26 protein-coding genes and 2 pseudogenes are annotated in these 16,851 nt (G+C 52.1%); 23 read left to right on the forward strand and 5 right to left on the reverse strand.

The features are described from left to right. The 4 genes and pseudogenes from INF86_RS06465 to INF86_RS06480 form a co-directional block, all read right to left on the reverse strand. Positions 1–413 (reverse strand): annotated as a pseudogene (locus INF86_RS06465) (DNA replication protein); the annotation flags it as partial. Then, a complete protein-coding gene (locus tag INF86_RS06470) occupies positions 406–552 on the reverse strand; it encodes a hypothetical protein (RefSeq protein ID WP_015571544.1) in 147 nt (48 codons plus the stop codon). The gene INF86_RS06470 and the pseudogene INF86_RS06465, both read right to left, overlap by 8 nt. Positions 553–641: 89 nt before the next feature. Beyond that, positions 642–1,184: a toxin YdaT family protein gene (locus INF86_RS06475; protein ID WP_063151927.1), complete on the reverse strand. Its 543-nt coding sequence runs from the start codon at positions 1,182–1,184 to the stop codon at positions 642–644. A gap of 3 nt (positions 1,185–1,187) precedes the next feature. Beyond that, positions 1,188–1,388, reverse strand: a complete 201-nt coding sequence (locus INF86_RS06480) for a Cro/CI family transcriptional regulator (RefSeq protein ID WP_006176184.1) — start codon at positions 1,386–1,388, stop codon at positions 1,188–1,190. A gap of 107 nt (positions 1,389–1,495) precedes the next feature. On the opposite strand from INF86_RS06480, the gene INF86_RS06485 reads away from it, so the two are divergent. From INF86_RS06485 to INF86_RS06500, 4 genes are all read left to right on the forward strand, one after another. Next, complete coding sequence (locus INF86_RS06485) at positions 1,496–2,206, forward strand: LexA family transcriptional regulator (protein WP_023303585.1); 711 nt, start codon at positions 1,496–1,498, stop codon at positions 2,204–2,206. Between the two features lie 112 nt (positions 2,207–2,318). Continuing rightward, positions 2,319–2,732 (forward strand): hypothetical protein, encoded by a 414-nt coding sequence (locus INF86_RS06490; protein ID WP_044704986.1) that lies wholly within the window; start codon positions 2,319–2,321, stop codon positions 2,730–2,732. Between the two features lie 9 nt (positions 2,733–2,741). Then, positions 2,742–3,221 (forward strand): hypothetical protein, encoded by a 480-nt coding sequence (locus tag INF86_RS06495; RefSeq protein WP_046695767.1) that lies wholly within the window; start codon positions 2,742–2,744, stop codon positions 3,219–3,221. A gap of 1 nt (position 3,222) precedes the next feature. Beyond that, the gene (locus INF86_RS06500) at positions 3,223–3,462 is read left to right on the forward strand and encodes a hypothetical protein (RefSeq protein WP_044704990.1); all 240 of its coding nucleotides are present in this window, start codon (positions 3,223–3,225) and stop codon (positions 3,460–3,462) included. Between the two features lie 133 nt (positions 3,463–3,595). Here the strand turns inward: INF86_RS06500 and INF86_RS06505 are convergent, their stop codons facing one another. Next, positions 3,596–3,793 (reverse strand): hypothetical protein, encoded by a 198-nt coding sequence (locus INF86_RS06505; RefSeq protein ID WP_023313997.1) that lies wholly within the window; start codon positions 3,791–3,793, stop codon positions 3,596–3,598. Positions 3,794–4,572: 779 nt separating this feature from the next. Here INF86_RS06505 and INF86_RS06510 point away from each other — a divergent pair. The 19 genes and pseudogenes from INF86_RS06510 to add all read left to right on the forward strand — a co-directional run bounded on the left by INF86_RS06510 (position 4,573) and on the right by add (position 16,849). Next, a complete protein-coding gene (locus INF86_RS06510; protein WP_045343392.1) occupies positions 4,573–4,857 on the forward strand; it encodes a hypothetical protein in 285 nt (94 codons plus the stop codon). A 278-nt stretch (positions 4,858–5,135) separates the two neighbouring features. Beyond that, entirely contained in the window at positions 5,136–5,333 is a 198-nt protein-coding gene (locus INF86_RS06515; protein ID WP_048207095.1) for a DUF1482 family protein, read from the forward strand. A 72-nt stretch (positions 5,334–5,405) separates the two neighbouring features. Further along, positions 5,406–5,687, forward strand: coding sequence for a host nuclease inhibitor GamL (gamL, locus tag INF86_RS06520; RefSeq protein ID WP_048229705.1), 282 nt, complete (start codon positions 5,406–5,408; stop codon positions 5,685–5,687). A 9-nt stretch (positions 5,688–5,696) separates the two neighbouring features. Further along, a complete protein-coding gene (locus INF86_RS06525) occupies positions 5,697–6,614 on the forward strand; it encodes a recombinase RecT (RefSeq protein WP_193543354.1) in 918 nt (305 codons plus the stop codon). Next, positions 6,611–7,291 (forward strand): lambda exonuclease family protein, encoded by a 681-nt coding sequence (locus INF86_RS06530; protein ID WP_193543355.1) that lies wholly within the window; start codon positions 6,611–6,613, stop codon positions 7,289–7,291. Before INF86_RS06525 ends, INF86_RS06530 begins: the two co-directional genes overlap by 4 nt. A gap of 2 nt (positions 7,292–7,293) precedes the next feature. Then, a complete protein-coding gene (locus tag INF86_RS22395) occupies positions 7,294–7,758 on the forward strand; it encodes a hypothetical protein (protein ID WP_227414748.1) in 465 nt (154 codons plus the stop codon). After that, entirely contained in the window at positions 7,755–8,816 is a 1,062-nt protein-coding gene (locus INF86_RS06540; RefSeq protein WP_193543356.1) for a DGQHR domain-containing protein, read from the forward strand. The genes INF86_RS22395 and INF86_RS06540 overlap by 4 nt, the downstream gene beginning before the upstream one ends. Before the next feature lie 2 nt (positions 8,817–8,818). Continuing rightward, the gene (locus tag INF86_RS06545) at positions 8,819–9,283 is read left to right on the forward strand and encodes a hypothetical protein (RefSeq protein WP_193543357.1); all 465 of its coding nucleotides are present in this window, start codon (positions 8,819–8,821) and stop codon (positions 9,281–9,283) included. Beyond that, positions 9,280–9,939: an MT-A70 family methyltransferase gene (locus INF86_RS06550; protein ID WP_193543358.1), complete on the forward strand. Its 660-nt coding sequence runs from the start codon at positions 9,280–9,282 to the stop codon at positions 9,937–9,939. Before INF86_RS06545 ends, INF86_RS06550 begins: the two co-directional genes overlap by 4 nt. Further along, positions 9,936–10,154, forward strand: coding sequence for a hypothetical protein (locus INF86_RS06555; RefSeq protein ID WP_193543359.1), 219 nt, complete (start codon positions 9,936–9,938; stop codon positions 10,152–10,154). The genes INF86_RS06550 and INF86_RS06555 overlap by 4 nt, the downstream gene beginning before the upstream one ends. Beyond that, complete coding sequence (locus tag INF86_RS06560) at positions 10,151–10,381, forward strand: hypothetical protein (protein WP_006176201.1); 231 nt, start codon at positions 10,151–10,153, stop codon at positions 10,379–10,381. The genes INF86_RS06555 and INF86_RS06560 overlap by 4 nt, the downstream gene beginning before the upstream one ends. A gap of 91 nt (positions 10,382–10,472) precedes the next feature. After that, on the forward strand, positions 10,473–10,691 hold the full coding sequence (locus INF86_RS06565; protein ID WP_193543360.1) for a TraR/DksA family transcriptional regulator: 219 nt from the start codon (positions 10,473–10,475) through the stop codon (positions 10,689–10,691). A gap of 195 nt (positions 10,692–10,886) precedes the next feature. Beyond that, positions 10,887–11,126, forward strand: a complete 240-nt coding sequence (locus INF86_RS06570; protein ID WP_023306020.1) for a DUF4222 domain-containing protein — start codon at positions 10,887–10,889, stop codon at positions 11,124–11,126. A gap of 9 nt (positions 11,127–11,135) precedes the next feature. Next, on the forward strand, positions 11,136–11,411 hold the full coding sequence (locus tag INF86_RS06575) for a hypothetical protein (RefSeq protein WP_032621606.1): 276 nt from the start codon (positions 11,136–11,138) through the stop codon (positions 11,409–11,411). A gap of 108 nt (positions 11,412–11,519) precedes the next feature. Further along, positions 11,520–11,768 carry an excisionase family protein gene (locus INF86_RS06580; RefSeq protein ID WP_022650951.1) on the forward strand — a complete coding sequence of 83 codons (249 nt, stop codon included), beginning with the start codon at positions 11,520–11,522 and terminating at the stop codon, positions 11,766–11,768. A 32-nt stretch (positions 11,769–11,800) separates the two neighbouring features. Then, positions 11,801–13,081: a site-specific integrase gene (locus INF86_RS06585; RefSeq protein ID WP_063926432.1), complete on the forward strand. Its 1,281-nt coding sequence runs from the start codon at positions 11,801–11,803 to the stop codon at positions 13,079–13,081. Between the two features lie 44 nt (positions 13,082–13,125). Continuing rightward, positions 13,126–14,532, forward strand: a pseudogene (gene malX, locus INF86_RS06590) (maltose/glucose-specific PTS transporter subunit IIBC); the annotation flags it as partial. 49 nt (positions 14,533–14,581) lie between these two features. After that, positions 14,582–15,754 carry a MalY/PatB family protein gene (locus INF86_RS06595; protein ID WP_193543361.1) on the forward strand — a complete coding sequence of 391 codons (1,173 nt, stop codon included), beginning with the start codon at positions 14,582–14,584 and terminating at the stop codon, positions 15,752–15,754. A 96-nt stretch (positions 15,755–15,850) separates the two neighbouring features. Then, entirely contained in the window at positions 15,851–16,849 is a 999-nt protein-coding gene (add, locus tag INF86_RS06600) for an adenosine deaminase (protein WP_022647922.1), read from the forward strand. Positions 16,850–16,851: the final 2 nt, after the last annotated feature.

Below are 16,851 nucleotides of genomic sequence, written 5' to 3' on the forward strand. Positions count from 1 at the left end.
GGCTGGACATCGGCTGGACAAAAATTTGACTGATATTCGTCATATTTGACCACTTTTAGAACAGTGAAACGGTTGTTCGATTTGGTGGTGATCATGCCCAGGTTCTGGAATTTACGGAGCAGTGATTTAACGCGATCAGCGGTCAAACCCGTTTCCATTGCCAGTGTGTTGCGCCCGGTGATGAACTCTCCGCGTTCACAGATCACATCGCCGACATCCGTGGATACCAGTGTCTGTTCGTGATTTGCACGCAGGAGCAGGTGAACCCATAAATGAGCCGCCTCAGCATCCTTGTAGAACGGCACATCCATAATTTTACGGTGCAGCAAGGCAAACCCCTTACCGTCATTCGTGCGCGGTTTCTGGAGCCTTCTGGCCTCTCTGGCTTCGGCTAAATTAGATACGTTACCCACGGCCACTCTCCTTACGTTTCAGTTCTTCCAGGATGGCGCGCATCTTCTCTGCCACAATCGGGTTAACCGAGCGGATGAAGCGGTCGCGGGTTATGTTTTTATGTACAGCGGTATGGTAATAGCGTGGATTTTTTGCCATTATTCCTCCTGCAATGAGTGCACACGATTTGCATCTGAAGGCCAGTTCTGTTCGCGCAGACTGGCTTTCACCATTTTTGAAACTTCCCATCACATAACCCCCAGCATCGACGTAACCATCGTCATCAACGGCCCTACCTGCTCCGGCATGAGGCGGAACAGCGACGCTATACCCTCGCTTACCTCTTTCAGCTTCTGATGCTCTGGAGCGTCCAGCAGCACGGCCTGTTTAGCTTCGGCGAGTTCTTTCTCGGCTTCAGCCAGACGAGACAATTTGCAATCGGCACCGATCAGGCGAGTGCGATACTCAACAGGCAGCACGGCCATGATTGCTGGCGTCAGCTGGCGAACGTTCTCGCGGTACTGTTCGGAGTCGAAACGGTTATCCAGGAAGCGGAACAGCTTCTGGCGCGCCCGGCTGATGTCTTCCGGAAAGCTGATGGCGGTCCCGCCCTGCTCCCGGTATTCGTTGATGATCAGCGCCGAAACGACGTCCTGATTGTCCAGCGCCGAAGACCATGCCCGGACCGCATCGCGGATCTTTTCGTGGTCTGGCGCCGCCTTATGTTGAGCGCGGTTTATCATCGCTCCCGGGTGTATTCCGGTATTGTGTTGATACGCAAGTGAATGCATTTGCTATTCCTGATGTTCCTGTTTCTTACTGTGAGGAAATTCGCGGTACTCGACCGCCTTAACCTCGCCAGTAGGAAGCTTGTTGATGAAAATCTGACGGCCGACCCTGATCGCTTTGCTAATTGCCGTTTGATGGACACCAATGGCATCAGCTGCTTTTACCTGGCCAACTTCGTCGACATACTCGGCGAGTGAAATTTTCATGTTTAGCGTTGCTCCTTACCGTTAATACAAAAACAATACCACAAGTATTAGATAAATCAATACCGCCGGTATTTTAAAAATATGAGCTTTGGTATTAATATCTGATAATGGAAAAGAAAAAGATCCTCACCCCCGCTCAAGTGGCTGATTCAAAGCGTTTAAAAGCCCTTTACGAAGCGAAGAAAAAAGAACTGGGTATTACTCAGCAATCCATTGCGGACGCGCTGGACATATCCCAGGGTGCCGTTGGCCATTATCTCAATGGAAGGAACGCTTTAAATACAGCGGTAGCATCGGTCTTTGCGAGGCTTCTTGGGATTAGTGTCTCTGATTTCAGCCCGTCACTTGCGAAGGATATCTCTGATATGAGCTCGGTGGCGTCGGAAAATACTTCTTTCGCAGGGCATTATTCACCTGGCTCAAAATATCCGGTGATTAGCAAAGTTCAGGCGGGCGCCTGGTGTGAAGCGGTTGAGCCGTACACCCTAAAGGATATAGACCTTTGGCTTGAATCAGATGCTCACATTCAGGGGGAGGCGTTCTGGCTGCAGGTAGATGGTGACTCGATGACAGCCCCTGCTGGTCTTAGCATCCCTGAAGGTACCTTCGTTCTTTTCGATACGGGCCGCGAGGCGATCAACGGCAGCCTAGTAATAGCAAAGCTATCTGATTCGAACGAGGCAACATTTAAGAAGTTAGTGATCGACGGTGCGCAGAAGTACCTGAAGGGTTTAAATCCACAGTGGCCATTGGTAGCGGTGAATGGTAACTGTCGAATTATCGGTGTTGCTGTAGAGACGAAGATGCGGCTGGTTTAGATGTTTGGAGAGTGTGCGATAACTGCATCATCAGAACGCGAAGATTCCGTCTCTCAAAGCAATTATTTTGTATAAAAATTTAGCCATTTAACATTTACAAAAGGACTGTAGAATGTCTAACGACCAGATTCTATCTAATGCTGATATTACAATAAAGCGTCTCGAAGAGATTTTTGCAAACGCAGGCTTTAAAACTGAGAGTTTTGAAAACAGGATCGTCATCAATCATGAAGGAACCGTTGCATCGGTCTATCTAAGGTCTGACGTTATAAGCATATTTACGTCCTTCCAAGTTAAGCCAGAAGTGAATATTGATGATTTTAAAGACAAGATTTTAGAACTAAACAGCGCCCACTCCCTTAGCAACTCCAGCCTCAATGAGGCAAAAAACAAACTCGTGATCTCAATGACATATCTGACAAGCGTTGGTGTTTACATTCCACATTTTATTTTCACAATAAATGGATATTTTGCTTTTCAAACAATCAACTTTAAAAGAATAGATTGCTCAGAATTCATCGAGTAAGGGTGCGATATGATAAACCCTATTGAAAACGCATTTAATGAAATAGCCTCGCTTCTTGGTAGTGACGAGGAGTCTAATCACATATCGATGACGATCAACACCTCTCCAGAGTGCTATTTAGAGGCAATTGAACGGTCTGAAATTGAGTACGAACGCATAAGGAATGACACTACAGATATTAATAAAATCTGTAACACTCTCTCAAAGACTGAAGACATAGTTGAAAGGGTGAAAAATCATATTTTCTTCGATGATCATGAGATAGTGTATCAGGACAATACTAAACGTTATGGCAGGCTCGACGCAGACCCGGAAATAGTAAATGCTTGGGATAGACTAGCCTGCAACCTACATATCAGTTCTGACGTAGAGTTTTTCGCGCACGAGGAATATGAGTCTCATATAGAAAAAAAAGATGGACTCACCTATAATGAAGCTCACAAGAGAACGATCGAAGCCGGTTTTGTATGGAATCTTAAGGAGGAATGATATGGGCTTTTATGTTCAAATTCAAAAAAAATCCTCTGATGGAAAGACATCTAACTATGTGTTTTTTAATGAAAATGGCAGTGGAGAGTTCAGCGTAAACGAACAAAGCGGTAAGATTGACTACTACTGCAAAATGCCGAATGACGTGAAGAATGTTTATTTTTCTCGTGCAGCCTTTAAAGTCATTAAACACTGGCAAACCAGTGGAAAACTTCCTGATGCAGAGGTGTGGGCATCCTGAATCAACCCGGCCACCGCGCCGGGTTTTTATTGCCCACCCATAAAGCCATCACCCATTCTGCCGATAACTATCCAGCCTGAAGCTGATAACAATAACTATCGCAACACTACCTGCCCGCCCCGTGCGGGCTTTTTTATTGCCCCTTCCTCACCAACTCCGCAGCATCCCTGTTAGCTCCCTTCCCTATCACGTTTCCTGTTTCCTTCCGGTACTGCTTCAGCTTGTCGATGATGTTTTGCTGGGTCATGGGTAAATCAGCCAGTGACAATTCCATCACCGCCCGCCCCATGGCCTGAATTTTCATGCTTATACGCTCTTCATCCAGAACCATGCACATCCCTCCTGCTGTTTTTTTAAGCGTAGCACTGGTATTTACAAAAATAAAATCACATCAAATTCATACTCTTAGTATTAATAAAAGATTTATTAATACTGGCGGTATTGCTATATATTAATACCGCTAGTATTGTTAACCCATCGAAACGAAACATCGACAGCTGAGCGAAGTTAGCCAGCGGCGGATGCCCCGCCTGCTTCTTTAACAATTCAGACTGAGTGACAGGCAAGCCGTAGCGCTCCTGGCAAAAAGAAATGGCACCCGATGGGATCGAGGTAAGCACTGAGTCCGTATGCGTACGGTAGGTGTAGAGGACCACGCTGCGATGAGCTGATAAGTCACTCAATTTGAAACGCTCCGATGATGGGGCGCTGATTCAACTTAGAGGAGTGATTCCAATGAAGCGCTAAAGCGGACAGACCGCACTTTCAAGCCGCAGTAATGATGCGGCCCCGAGTCTCCGTGAGAGAGCCAGACGCAGGTCCGAACTGCGACATACCGCTGGTCAGGGTTAAACGAGGAAAAGGGTATGCCGGTAAAGCAGCGCGAACGCCAGAAGCGCACCGGTTATAAGCGGCGATGAGCGACAAGGTCTCAAGGGCATGAGCGCGGCCACTGCGAGAGTGTGGCGAAGTGCTTTGGGCTGGCAGACGGTTATCAGCTAGTTGGTGAGGTAATGGCTCACCAAGGCGACGACGGCCTTCCCTGCTTCATTGTGGGGAGCCAGCGCCAAAGCATTTCTCCCGCATCAGCGGGTAACGATAGAGGGTTTTATGGCAGACGAAGATTATACGATGGGGGAGTTTTGGCGAGACATGAAGCCAGAACTTAAAGAGCGGCGCAGAATGGCACGCAATTCGGCACATGAAGGGATGAAGGCATTCTTTCAGCGTAATGGGGTTGAGTTCGAAGAGGGAGAAAACACACTCATATTTCGCACGCCGCAAGGGACCGTTGCTTATTACCCGCCAAGCAAGCGGATGCAGCATAAAACCACATGGCGAACATGCAGCCCTACAGCATGCATGAATTACGTCAACAAACTCAGAGCCGCCTAACCAGCGGCTTTTTTCATACCTCACCGTTCTCGATGAGTGCGGTTAGTTATGACAACCGGCGGCCATCCACCGCCCATTGAAACACTGAATAAATGCGTTGAAGTCTTGTATTAACTGTTCCGTTCGCCGCGATAAGGCCAAGAGGAAATCATGGTAAACCAGCAGCAGATCAGAGAGGCCCAACGGCTCGCGTCGTTCGCGGTACTCCATCGCAATGCTCCGGCGTGGGAAGCAGCAAAGCGCCTTTACGCCATCGCCATCGGGAGGACTCTTCACTGATGGAAACTTTATTCGCGCTCGTCCTGACCGTGGCAATGACCAACGGTGATTATCAGGACGTCATTCTCGGCGTTTACGACAGCCAACAGGAATGCAGCCAGGCAGCAACAGAGCAGAAAGTAACAGCAGAATGCTGGCCGGTAGAAAGCATCCTTCGCAACGGCGAGTTCCCGGCGAAATCCATCGCGCAACAGTAACCACCCTATTCAACCGATCGGCCTGGCTTTCTGCGGGCGGCATCTGCACATCCAAATTTCAGGAGTTCAGCCATGAACGCATACCTCACTTACGACCGAATCGAAGATCGGCGCTGGGTTGAGCAGCAGCTCACCGACGAGAAGGAGAAGTGGATCGACAACCGGGCGAAAGAACTGATCGCCATGTTCCCGAAATATGCTCTGCAAATGAGTAGCCTGTTTCTCCCAAAAGAAGCGCAAATGGCACTAGTCGGTGAAAAGGCAGAGGAAGCCTATAACGACTATGTCACACGCATCTGTTACGACCGCGCCGAAGAAGAGTGGGATCGCCTTCATCCAACCTGCCCATTTTAAGGAGGGGCTATGAGCTTAACCCTTGTTGATTTCGTCAAACAACAGGAGCCGCTTTTCATGAAGGCGGCCACAGACGAGCGGATGGTGTGGGCGAAGGAAAGCCAGTTTGCCATCCAACTATTTCAGAACAACGACTACCTCGCGAAAGTCGCTTTCCAGAACCAGACCAGCACGCAGAACGCAATCATCAACGTTGCGGCTATCGGTATTTCGCTAAACCCAGCTCAGAAGCTGGCTTACCTGGTTCCGCGTAAAGGGGCTATTTGCCTAGACATCAGTTACATGGGCCTGATGCACATCGCGCAGCAGTCTGGCGCCATTAAGTGGTGCCAGTCGGCTATTGTTCGAAGAAACGACCAGTTCCGCCGCGAGGGGCTCGATAAGCCGCCAATCCACATCTACAACGACTTCGATACTGAAGAGCAGCGCGGGGACATCGTAGGCGCGTATGTAACGGTAAAAACTAACGATGGTGATTACCTCACCCATACGATGCGCATCGATGCCATCTATTCCATCCGTGACCGGTCTGAAGCATGGAAGAAGTACAAATCTGACAACAGCAAAAAGTGTCCATGGGTCACTGACGAAGAACAGATGATCCTCAAGACGGTCGTGAAGCAGGCAGCAAAATACTGGCCTCGCCGTGAGCGCCTGGACGCCGCCATAGACCACGTCAACACCGAGGGTGAGGAAGGTATCAACTTCTCATCCGAACGCCAGCCTGAACGAGATGTAACCCCAGCAGGGGACGAAATTATCAAGGAGATTAACGACGTCCTTATCGCAATGGATAAGACGTGGGAAGAAAACCTGCTCCCAGTCTGTTCGCAAATTTTCCGTCGTGTTATTCGCGATTCATCCGAGCTTACGCAAGCCGAGGCAGTTAAGGCTCTCGGCTTCCTCAAGAAGAAGGCGGCAGCATGACACCAGAAATTATCCTTGCCCGGACCGGCATTGACGTAACCACTATCCAACAGGGCGATGAGGCGTGGCACCGTCTGCGCCTCGGCGTTATCACAGCCTCTGAAGTGCACAACGTCATATCCAAGCCCAGATCGGGAAAGAAGTGGACAGACATGAAAATGTCCTACTTCCACACGCTGCTCGCCGAGGTATGCACAGGCGTGGCGCCAGAGGTTAACGCCAAGGCGCTGGCCTGGGGCAAGCAGTACGAGGAAGACGCCCGCACCCTCTTCGAGTTCACCACGGATGTGAAAGTCACGGAGTCTCCGATCCTGTTCCGTGACGAGAGCATGCGCACCGCGTGCTCCCCTGACGGACTTTGCAGTAACGGGTTCGGCCTTGAGCTTAAATGCCCTTTCACCTCCCGCGACTTCATGAAATTCCGCCTTGGGGGTTTCGAAGCCATCAAGTCTGCGTACATGGCCCAGGTGCAGTACAGCATGTGGGTGACCGGAAAAGACGCCTGGTTCTTTGCCAACTACGACCCGCGCATGAAGCGCGAAGGTATTCACCACGTCGTAGTTGAGCGGGATCCGCAGTACATGACCGATTTCAACGAAATGGTTCCTGAGTTCATCGAGAAGATGGACGAGGCGCTGGCGGAGATCGGGTTCACGTTTGGCGAGCAATGGAGGTAATAATGGGTGCCAATCACTGGCAACCGTGGGAAAACCTGTTCCTGCATGAAGTTGCCGGACAGATGCCCGTCTCATTGATTGCCGAAAAACTCGAAAGAACTGAGCGCGCCGTTTACACACAGGCCGCTCGCCTCGATGTGAAATTTCCGGGCAATACCCACCTCAGGAAGTGGACCAAAGCAGAGCTGTTTCTGTTTGGCCGGTTCACTCCTGAAGAAATCGCCGCGGCAACCGGTCGCTCTATCCACTCCGTGCGCAGCAAGCGCAACTCACTTGCCCGATCGGCAGGAGGAAAAGTCATGCCTGAATGGACTACCGAAGAGCTGGCGCTGCTGTGGCGACACTCAAACGCTAAAGTCGCTGAGATTACCGGCCGCTGCATTGAAGAGGTAGGAGATAAGCGGCTGCAAACCAATATTGAGCGTAATGGCTGGGATGTAAACGATCCGGAGCGGGAGGATGCATGAGCAAAGTAGGCGATTATTTCTTTGAGTTCCCGGCGTCGCGCGGCATGCAGGGTAGCACGGCGACTTACATGATCACGGCGCCTGCTCGCGCGCTAACGCGCATACTTGCGTCCGACAATCACGGCAGCACGCTCGAGCGCTCTCAACGCGAAATTAACCAGGCGCGCGTGAAGAAGTTTTACCAGTACCTCGTCAATGCCTACCAAAATAAAGAGCCCTTCATCATCCCGCCACTGGTCGGCAACTGCGACGCGGATATTGAGTTTGAAGAGTTCGGCAATACGAATGTGGGCGTGGCACGCTTCCCTATGGATGCGGTGATCAAGCTGTTCGACGGCCAGCACCGCGCCGCCGGGTTAGCTGAGTTCTGCCGGACTTACGGAGAGCCAATCAGCATCCCGCTGATGCTGACCCATAATCTCCCACTGAAGGCACGCCAGCAGTTCTTCTCCGATATCAATAACAACGTCTCGAAACCTTCCGCTGCGATCAACATGGCCTATGACGGGCGTAATGATGTGGCCCAGGGGATGGTGTCGTTCCTGTCTCAGCACGACACCTTCTCAGAGGTTACAGACTTCGAGCACAACGTCGTTCCGGCGAAAAGTAAGTTGTGGGTGAGCTTCAAGGCGCTTAGCGACGCGACGGCCAAATTTTCCAACGCGGGCAGTAAGCCGCTGGAAATGGGCGACATCGAATCCATCTGGGAGGCCTGGTTGGCACTGACGCAGATCGAAGCGATTCGCCATGGCACCAGCCAGGCAGACTACAAGCGCGACTACATTCAGTTCCACGCAGTGATGATTAACGCCTTCGGCTATGCAGTTCAGCGGCTGATGGCTGACCACTCAATCGTCGATATCGTCCAGATGATTGAGGATCTGGCAAGCAATGCGGGCGCCTCTGAGATGGAAGACTTCTTCCTGCTTGCACGGTGGGGTGGCGTCTGCGTTAACGCCGAAAAAGACCGCCCAACGATAATTGCCTCCGTTCCGGCGCAAAAATCAGCTGCTGAGCGGCTCGTCAAAGTTATCCTGGCGCAAAGCCTCGGGGAATAGTTATGACAATGCAGATGCACTCAATGCCCTGGCCTGAATCTCAGGCCATTTTTTTGTCGAAAACTTATCTGTACATGGATATGGATGAGCTGTGCAAAAAGTTACAGCGCACCAAAGCGTCTATCCAAATGAAGGCCAGTAGCATGGGGCTTTACCGCTGCGGGAAATTAACCATCAACGATCTGCGGCTGATTGAAGCCCTGCTTGATGCCGGTCTTGAGCATCCTGTTATCGCCAGAAAGTTCGAACTCTCCAAGCCTCAGCTAATGAGGGTTCTGGAAACAGAATCCTTTCATTGCGATATCTGCGGCACGTTCTCCGCGTCTATGCGTTCCTCTTACTGGAAATTCGACGGAGAGCCGCAAAGGACTTATAGCTGCTGTCCGGCGTGTTGCCGGGCGATGGTTGAAAGCTTTAACGCAGGACACGACGGGCCGTTGCTGGCACGCAGACGGGAGGAGGAATGACCGAAAAATACGCTCTTATCTACGCAGATCCTCCCTGGTCTTACGGCAACACTATAAGCAACGGCGCCGCCGCCGGCCACTACTCCACCATGAAACTCATCGACATCAAGCGCCTTCCGGTGTGGGAGCTTGCCGCCGAAAATGCGGTGCTGGCGATGTGGTACACCGGCACGCATAACCAGGAAGCAATAGAGCTGGCCGAAGCCTGGGGATTTACAGTTCGCACGATGAAGGGCTTTACCTGGGTGAAGCTGAATCAGAACGCGGAATTGCGCATCAACAAGGCGCTGGCCGAGGGTGAAATCACCGACTTTTACGACTTCCTAGATCTGCTTAACGCCGAGACGCGCATGAACGGCGGCAACCACACCCGGGCCAATACCGAAGATCTGCTGATTGCTACCCGCGGCGCCGGGCTGGAACGAAAGCACGCCGGGATTAAGCAGGTGGTCTACAGCCCGCTCGGCGCGCATAGCGAAAAGCCGTGGGAAGTGCGCCACCGGCTGGAGCTGCTTTACGGAGATGTGCCGCGGATTGAGCTTTTTAGCCGCAGCGCGGCTCTAGGCTGGCATCACTGGGGAAATCAGTGCGCCACCTCCGCGGTTGAATTGCTACCCGGCTGCGCCATCGACGTCGTGAAAACGGAGGCCGCATGACACCAGAAACAGACAACGCCATCCGCGCAGCCTGCCGCCGCTGCACCGAGGAAATCCAGCAGGCTATGCGCAAGAAGCCAAAGCCTAACTGGAACGAAACGGTGCCTCCCATCATCAACAAGCATCACAAGAAAATTGAAGCTCTGGGAGTTAGCCTCCTGGAATTCGTCGTATACACAGGGTGGCTTAATCGCCGCTTCGGAGTTGAATCGTGACCAAATACGCGAAACTGGATAGCGAAGTATTAAGCGCTATCGGCGCTCAGCCAACCTCTTTTTCGGAGCTATTTAGCCCTTCCGTCAGGCAGGAGTGCCTCGTCATTGCTGAGGCAGAAGGAAAGCACCCAATGGACGTCTTCCGCATCCTTGACCGCCGACTCCAGTCACTCAGGAAGCTTGGCGTTATTCAGCACGTCAAAGGCAAAGGGTGGATACAGCCATGAAATCGCAAATCACCAGGTCGCTAAAGCGGCCTTTTTTATTGCTGGCGTTCACCTTCAACCGAATTAACCGACAGTTCCGGGAGCATTGACCATGGACATCATCGATACCGCAGCAGAGATAGAAGAGCTTCAGCGTAACGCTGCCCTTTCCGCTCACCGCATCGACCATAATGCCGTATCAGCTGAGCGTTGCGAAGAATGCGACGAACCAATTCCCGAGCCGCGGCGCGCTGCCGTCCCCGGCTGCAAGACCTGCGCGGAGTGCCAATCCGTCATCGAGTTGAAGAATAAGCAGAGGGGACTGTCATGAACAACCGACAAGCGCGTAGGCTGCTTGGTGATCACATCAATAACACATATCGAATCAGCAATAGACGCTGGTTGGTATTGGGTAGCAATTGGCCTTTTGTTTGGGAGCACGCAAAGCCATCACCAAGGCAGAAAAGGAAAGCTAAAGAGGTTGCTGCATACCGCGAGGAATTAAAACGCAGTCAGGAGCTTACCAATGTTTCAGCTAATTCAACGGGGTCAGATTTACGCTGACCAGCACGGTTGGCCCGTCATCATCCACAGCTGCACATCACAGATAGTCCGCTACTGGCGACAGGGCCGGATAAACACCGCTTCAATAGACCGTTTTAACAATGATTTTGAGCACCTCGATCACCGTGAGGCGACGCAGATACGCGCCGAACTGGAGACGAGCGAGCATATCAAATCGCTGCGTGCCCGGCGCGCGGCCTAAGGAGAGATTATGGGGAAGACATCTATTCGTCTTGAGGAGTTTAAGAGAGATGCTAACGGTCTAGAGGACTACAGCAAATATACCGTTATCAGTCACTCCTCAGAGGAACATTCAACAATCGTCGATTGGCCCGTCGAACTCGAGTATCGCCCGATGACGCATCTCAACCAGGTTTCAATGAGTATCCACTCTGACCTGCATGAAACAAAAGAAGAAGCCATGGAGCAATTAGGTCGCTGGCTAATTCGCCTCGGTGAGGCTTTGCAAGAACATAATTTCAAATGACGCAACTGATAGCCAGTTATGAGCTGGCTATTGGGTGCGAAAGCACCGCCTCACATCCCTTGATGTTATTGCCGCCTACGGGCGGCTTCTTTTTGCCTGGAGAAAACCATGAGCGACATTATTCAGTTGGTACCGAATAAATGGGTCACAGAGGAACTTTTAACTGCGACAACCGGCATGTCAAAGCACATGATTCAGCATGCCCGCCGGTCTACCTGGATGGAGGGAAAGCATTATCGCCATGTTGCCCCTGATATGGCACCTAAGCAAAACAGCCCAATCATGTATAACCGCGATGAGATAAACCACTGGATCGAGCACCAAAGCCCAGCGAAACGCCGGAGAATATCTGCTTAAATGTCCTTTGGCACATCAAACGAGGAATGATTATGGCAGCATACCCAACAGGCGTAGAGGTTCATGGCGAATCGTTACGCATATGGTTCATATATCAGGGGAAGCGTGTCAGGGAAAATCTCGGCGTTCCTGACACGCCAAAAAACAGGAAAATGGCAGGCGAACTTCGGGCTTCAGTCTGCTTTGCGATAAAGACAGGCACATTCAATTATGCCTCGCAATTCCCTGATTCATCGAACGCAGAGAAATTCAGCACTGTCAGAAAGCAAATCTCACTACTTGAACTGAAATCGAAATGGCTTGGGCTTAAGGAGATGGAGCTTAGCCTCGGGACGTTGAGGCGTTACGATTGCCACCTCACAACCACTATCGAAACAATTGGTGAGCACAGGTATATCGGCAGCCTGAACACTGAAGATATCCTTAGTGCCAGGAAGGAGCTACTGAACGGCTGGCAGAAGACCAGACATGGCCTAAATCATCCACCCAAAAAGGGAAGAAGCGTTCCTACAGTCAATAGCTATATGGCATGCCTTGGCGGGATGCTGGGCTTTGCTTTCAAAAGTGGATACCTGAAAACCGATCTGATGGCAGGTATTACCCCTCTCGCAAAAGAAAGACCCATTCCAGATCCTCTTACTTCTGATGAGTATCAGAGAGTGGTTGCGGCCTGCCCAACGCTACAGTTTCAGAATATGGTTATCTTTGCGGTAAATACAGGCGTCAGGCATGGCGAACTAAGCGCGTTATCCTGGGAGGATGTGGATACTGTCAACTGGACTGTTACAGTGTCACGGAACTATTCCCTGAAGGGAAACTTCACCCTGCCAAAAACCAACGCCGGGATTCGAACAATACAGCTGACCCAGCCAGCAATTGATGCACTCAAGGCACAAATGCCACTGACCAGAATGATGGCATCCCACAAGGTAAGCGTCAGCCTACGGGAATACAAAAAAAAGAGAACCGATGAATGCACCTTTGTATTCTCGCCGTCCATTACTTCAATGAACGGTAAGAAGACGATGTGCTACGTCCCCGGATCCATTAATTCAGCCTGGCGCACTGCCCTGCGTCGTGCAGGCGTCCGACAAAGACGGTCTTATGAAACCAGGAACACATATGCGTGCTGGGCACTGGTCGCCGGAGCGAACCCAAATTTCGTTGCGCACCAGATGGGCCATTCGTCAGCGCAAATGCTATTCACGGTTTACGGTAAATGGATGACCGAGAATAACCATGACCAGGTGGGCATTTTGAACGCATCATTTACTCAAAATGCCCCACTGATGCCCCATAGAAAAACCGCATAACCTTAACTATCTGATTTAACATATTAATATCACTTCAATCATGATTCATCTGGATGAGCAAGGTCGGCTCTTTTGCCTTTAGCTTCCTGCCGGTAATGTTCTGTATCGCCATTCCTCTGGGTCTGGCGCGCGAAAACAAAGGCGTGGCGGCGTTTGCGGGCTTCGTTGGCTATGCGGTCATGAACCTTGCGGTTAACTTCTGGCTGACCGCCAAAGGGATCCTGCCGACGACCGACGCGGCGGTACTGAAAGCCAATAACATTCAGAGCGTGATTGGTATTCAGTCCATCGATACCGGGATCCTTGGAGCCGTGATCGCGGGAGTGATCATCTGGATGCTGCACGAGCGCTTTCATAACATCCGCCTGCCCGATGCGCTGGCCTTCTTCGGCGGCACCCGCTTTGTGCCAATCATTACGCTGGTTGTGATGGGTCTGTTTGGTCTGATCATCCCTCTGATTTGGCCGGTTTTTGCCATGGGGATCACCGGTATTGGCCGCATTATCAACGGCGCGGGTGATTTCGGCCCGATGATTTTCGGTACGGGTGAACGTCTGCTGCTGCCATTTGGTTTACAGCACATCCTGGTTGCCCTGATTCGTTTTACTGAAGCAGGCGGCACTATGGACGTTTGCGGTCATTCCGTTAGCGGCGCGCTGACCATCTTCCAGGCCCAGCTGAGCTGCCCGACCACGCACGGCTTCTCTGAAAGTGCGACGCGTTTCCTCTCTCAGGGGAAAATGCCTGCCTTCCTCGGCGGCCTGCCGGGCGCTGCGCTGGCGATGTACCACTGCGCCCGCCCGGAAAATCGTCATAAAATTAAAGGCCTGCTGATCTCCGGCGTTATTGCCTGCGTGGTGGGCGGTACGACAGAACCTATTGAGTTCCTGTTCCTGTTCGTGGCACCGGTGCTGTACCTCATCCACGCCGTACTGACAGGGCTGGGCTTTACCGTGATGGCTGTGCTCGGTGTGACCATCGGTAACACCGACGGTAACGTGATTGACTTCGTGGTATTCGGTATCCTGCATGGCCTGTCCACCAAGTGGTACCTGGTGCCGGTTGTGGCCGCCATCTGGTTCGCGGTTTACTACGGGATCTTCCGCTTCGCCATCACCCGCTTTAACCTGAAAACGCCTGGCCGCGATACCGATACGGCCACCAGCGTTGAACAGGCAGTGGCCGGTACCGTTGGGAAATCCGGATATAACACGCCGGCTATTCTGGCGGCGCTGGGCGGTGCGGATAACATTACCTCTCTGGATAACTGCATCACCCGCCTGCGTTTGTCGGTGGCGGACATGTCCAAAGTGGATACCAACGCACTTAAAGCTAACCGGGCTATCGGCGTGGTACAGTTAAATCAACACAATTTGCAGGTCGTCATTGGCCCGCAGGTACAGTCAGTGAAGGATGAGCTGGCAACCCTGATGCGAACCGTCGAAGCCTGATGCCTCGCCCCCCTCGTCATGAGGGGGTTTTACTTTACGGAGCACCGTCATGTTTGATTTTTCTACCGTCGTGGATCGACACGGCACCTGGTGTACCCAGTGGGATTATGTCGCTGACCGTTTTGGGGCTGCCGACCTGCTGCCCTTTACCATCTCTGATATGGATTTCGCCACCGCTCCCTGTATTACCGATGCGCTGCACCAGCGCATCAACCACGGCGTGTTTGGCTACAGCCGCTGGAAAAATGACGAATTTCTGGCTGCCGTGGCGCACTGGTTCCGGCAACGCTTTAACAGTCAGATTGATACCGAAACCGTAGTGTATGGGCCGTCGGTCATTTATATGGTCTCGGAGCTGATCCGCATATGGTCCGCGCCTGGCGACGGCGTGGTGGTTCATACTCCGGCTTACGATGCCTTTTATAAAGCCATTGAAGGCAACCGGCGTACCGTTGTTTCCGTGCCGATGCAGAAAACGGCGCGTGGCTGGGACGGCAATATGGCCGCGCTGGAAGCGGCGCTGGCAAAACCGGAAAACACGGTTCTGCTGCTGTGTAGCCCGCAAAATCCGACCGGCAAAGTCTGGACGCGGGAAGAGCTGGCCACAATTGCAACGCTTTGCAGCCGTCATGATGTGGCGGTAATCAGCGACGAAATTCATATGGACATGGTATGGGGCACGCATCGCCATACCCCGTGGAATGAGGTTGCGGACGGTAAATGGGCGCTGCTGACCTCCGGTTCTAAAAGCTTCAATATTCCGGCACTGACGGGCGCCTGGGGGCTTATCGCCGATGACGACAGCCGTAACGCCTATCTGAATGCATTAAAAGGTCGGGACGGACTCTCTTCCCCTTCCGTGCTGGCGCTGACCGCGCACATTGCTGCTTACCGGCAGGGCGAACCCTGGCTGGACGCGCTGCGGGCCTATCTCGAAGAAAACCTGCGCTACATTGCTGACGAACTGAATGCTGCATTTCCGACACTCAACTGGCAACCGCCAGAGGCCACCTATCTGGCCTGGATTGATCTCAGCCCACTCGGTATTGATGACAATACGCTGCAAAACGTGCTGATTGAACAGCAAAAAGTGGCCATCATGCCGGGATATACTTATGGGGATGAAGGAAAAGGCTATGTGCGACTGAACGCTGGCTGTCCGCGTAGTAAGCTTGAACAGGGCGTTCAGCGCCTTATCGCTGGCATCAACACTCTGCTGTAAATTATTTGCGCAACGGAATATTCCCTTGCGCAAATAGCTTTTTCCCCCGTTTTGTTTTTATAATATGGCGCACTTTAACCAGCAAAGAGTGCGACCATGATTGATACACGCCTGCCTTTAACTGATATTCACCGCCACCTCGACGGGAACATTCGTGCCCAAACTATTCTCGATCTTGGTCGCCAGTTCAATTTAACGCTTCCTGCCGAAACGCTTGAAACCCTGATCCCCCATGTCCAGGTGACGTCGAACGAGCCGGATCTGGTAAGTTTTCTGAGCAAGCTTGACTGGGGCGTGAAGATGCTGGCCTCGCTCGATGCCTGTCGCCGTGTCGCCTTTGAAAACATCGAAGATGCCGCTCGCAACGGCCTGCACTATGTCGAACTGCGTTTCTCTCCGGGTTATATGGCGATGACCCACAGTCTCCCCGTAGCGGGCGTGGTTGAAGCGGTCATTGAGGGCGTGCGTGAAGGTTGCAAAACCTTTGACGTTCAGGCGCGTTTGATCGGCATTATGAGCCGTACCTTCGGTGAAGCGGCCTGTCTTCAGGAGCTGGAAGCGTTACTGGCGCATCGCGACCAGATCACCGCCATCGACCTGGCCGGTGATGAGTTGGGCTTCCCGGGCAGCCTGTTCCTGTCTCATTTCAACCGCGCACGTGATGCAGGATGGCATATTACCGTTCATGCTGGCGAAGCCGCGGGGCCGGAAAGCATCTGGCAGGCCATTCGTGAACTGGGTGCGGAACGTATTGGTCACGGTGTGAAAGCCATTGAAGATCGCGCGCTGATGGATTTCCTCGCCGAACAACGTATTGGAATCGAATCCTGCCTGACCTCCAATATTCAGACCAGTACAGTGGCGTCGCTGGCGCAACACCCACTGAAAACCTTCCTTGAACACGGGGTGCTGGCTTCACTGAACACGGACGATCCGGCGGTTCAGGGCGTGGATATTATTCACGAATACAACATCGCCGCGCCGCAGGCCGGGCTGAGCCGCGAGCAGATCCGTCAGGCGCAAATCAACGGGCTGGAGATCGCCTTCCTGACGCCTGAAGAGAAACAGGCGCTGCGCGATAAAGTTGCTCAGTAGTC

This window comes from Enterobacter cloacae complex sp. I1M, assembly GCF_014982425.1.
Classification (GTDB): domain Bacteria; phylum Pseudomonadota; class Gammaproteobacteria; order Enterobacterales; family Enterobacteriaceae; genus Enterobacter; species Enterobacter intestinihominis.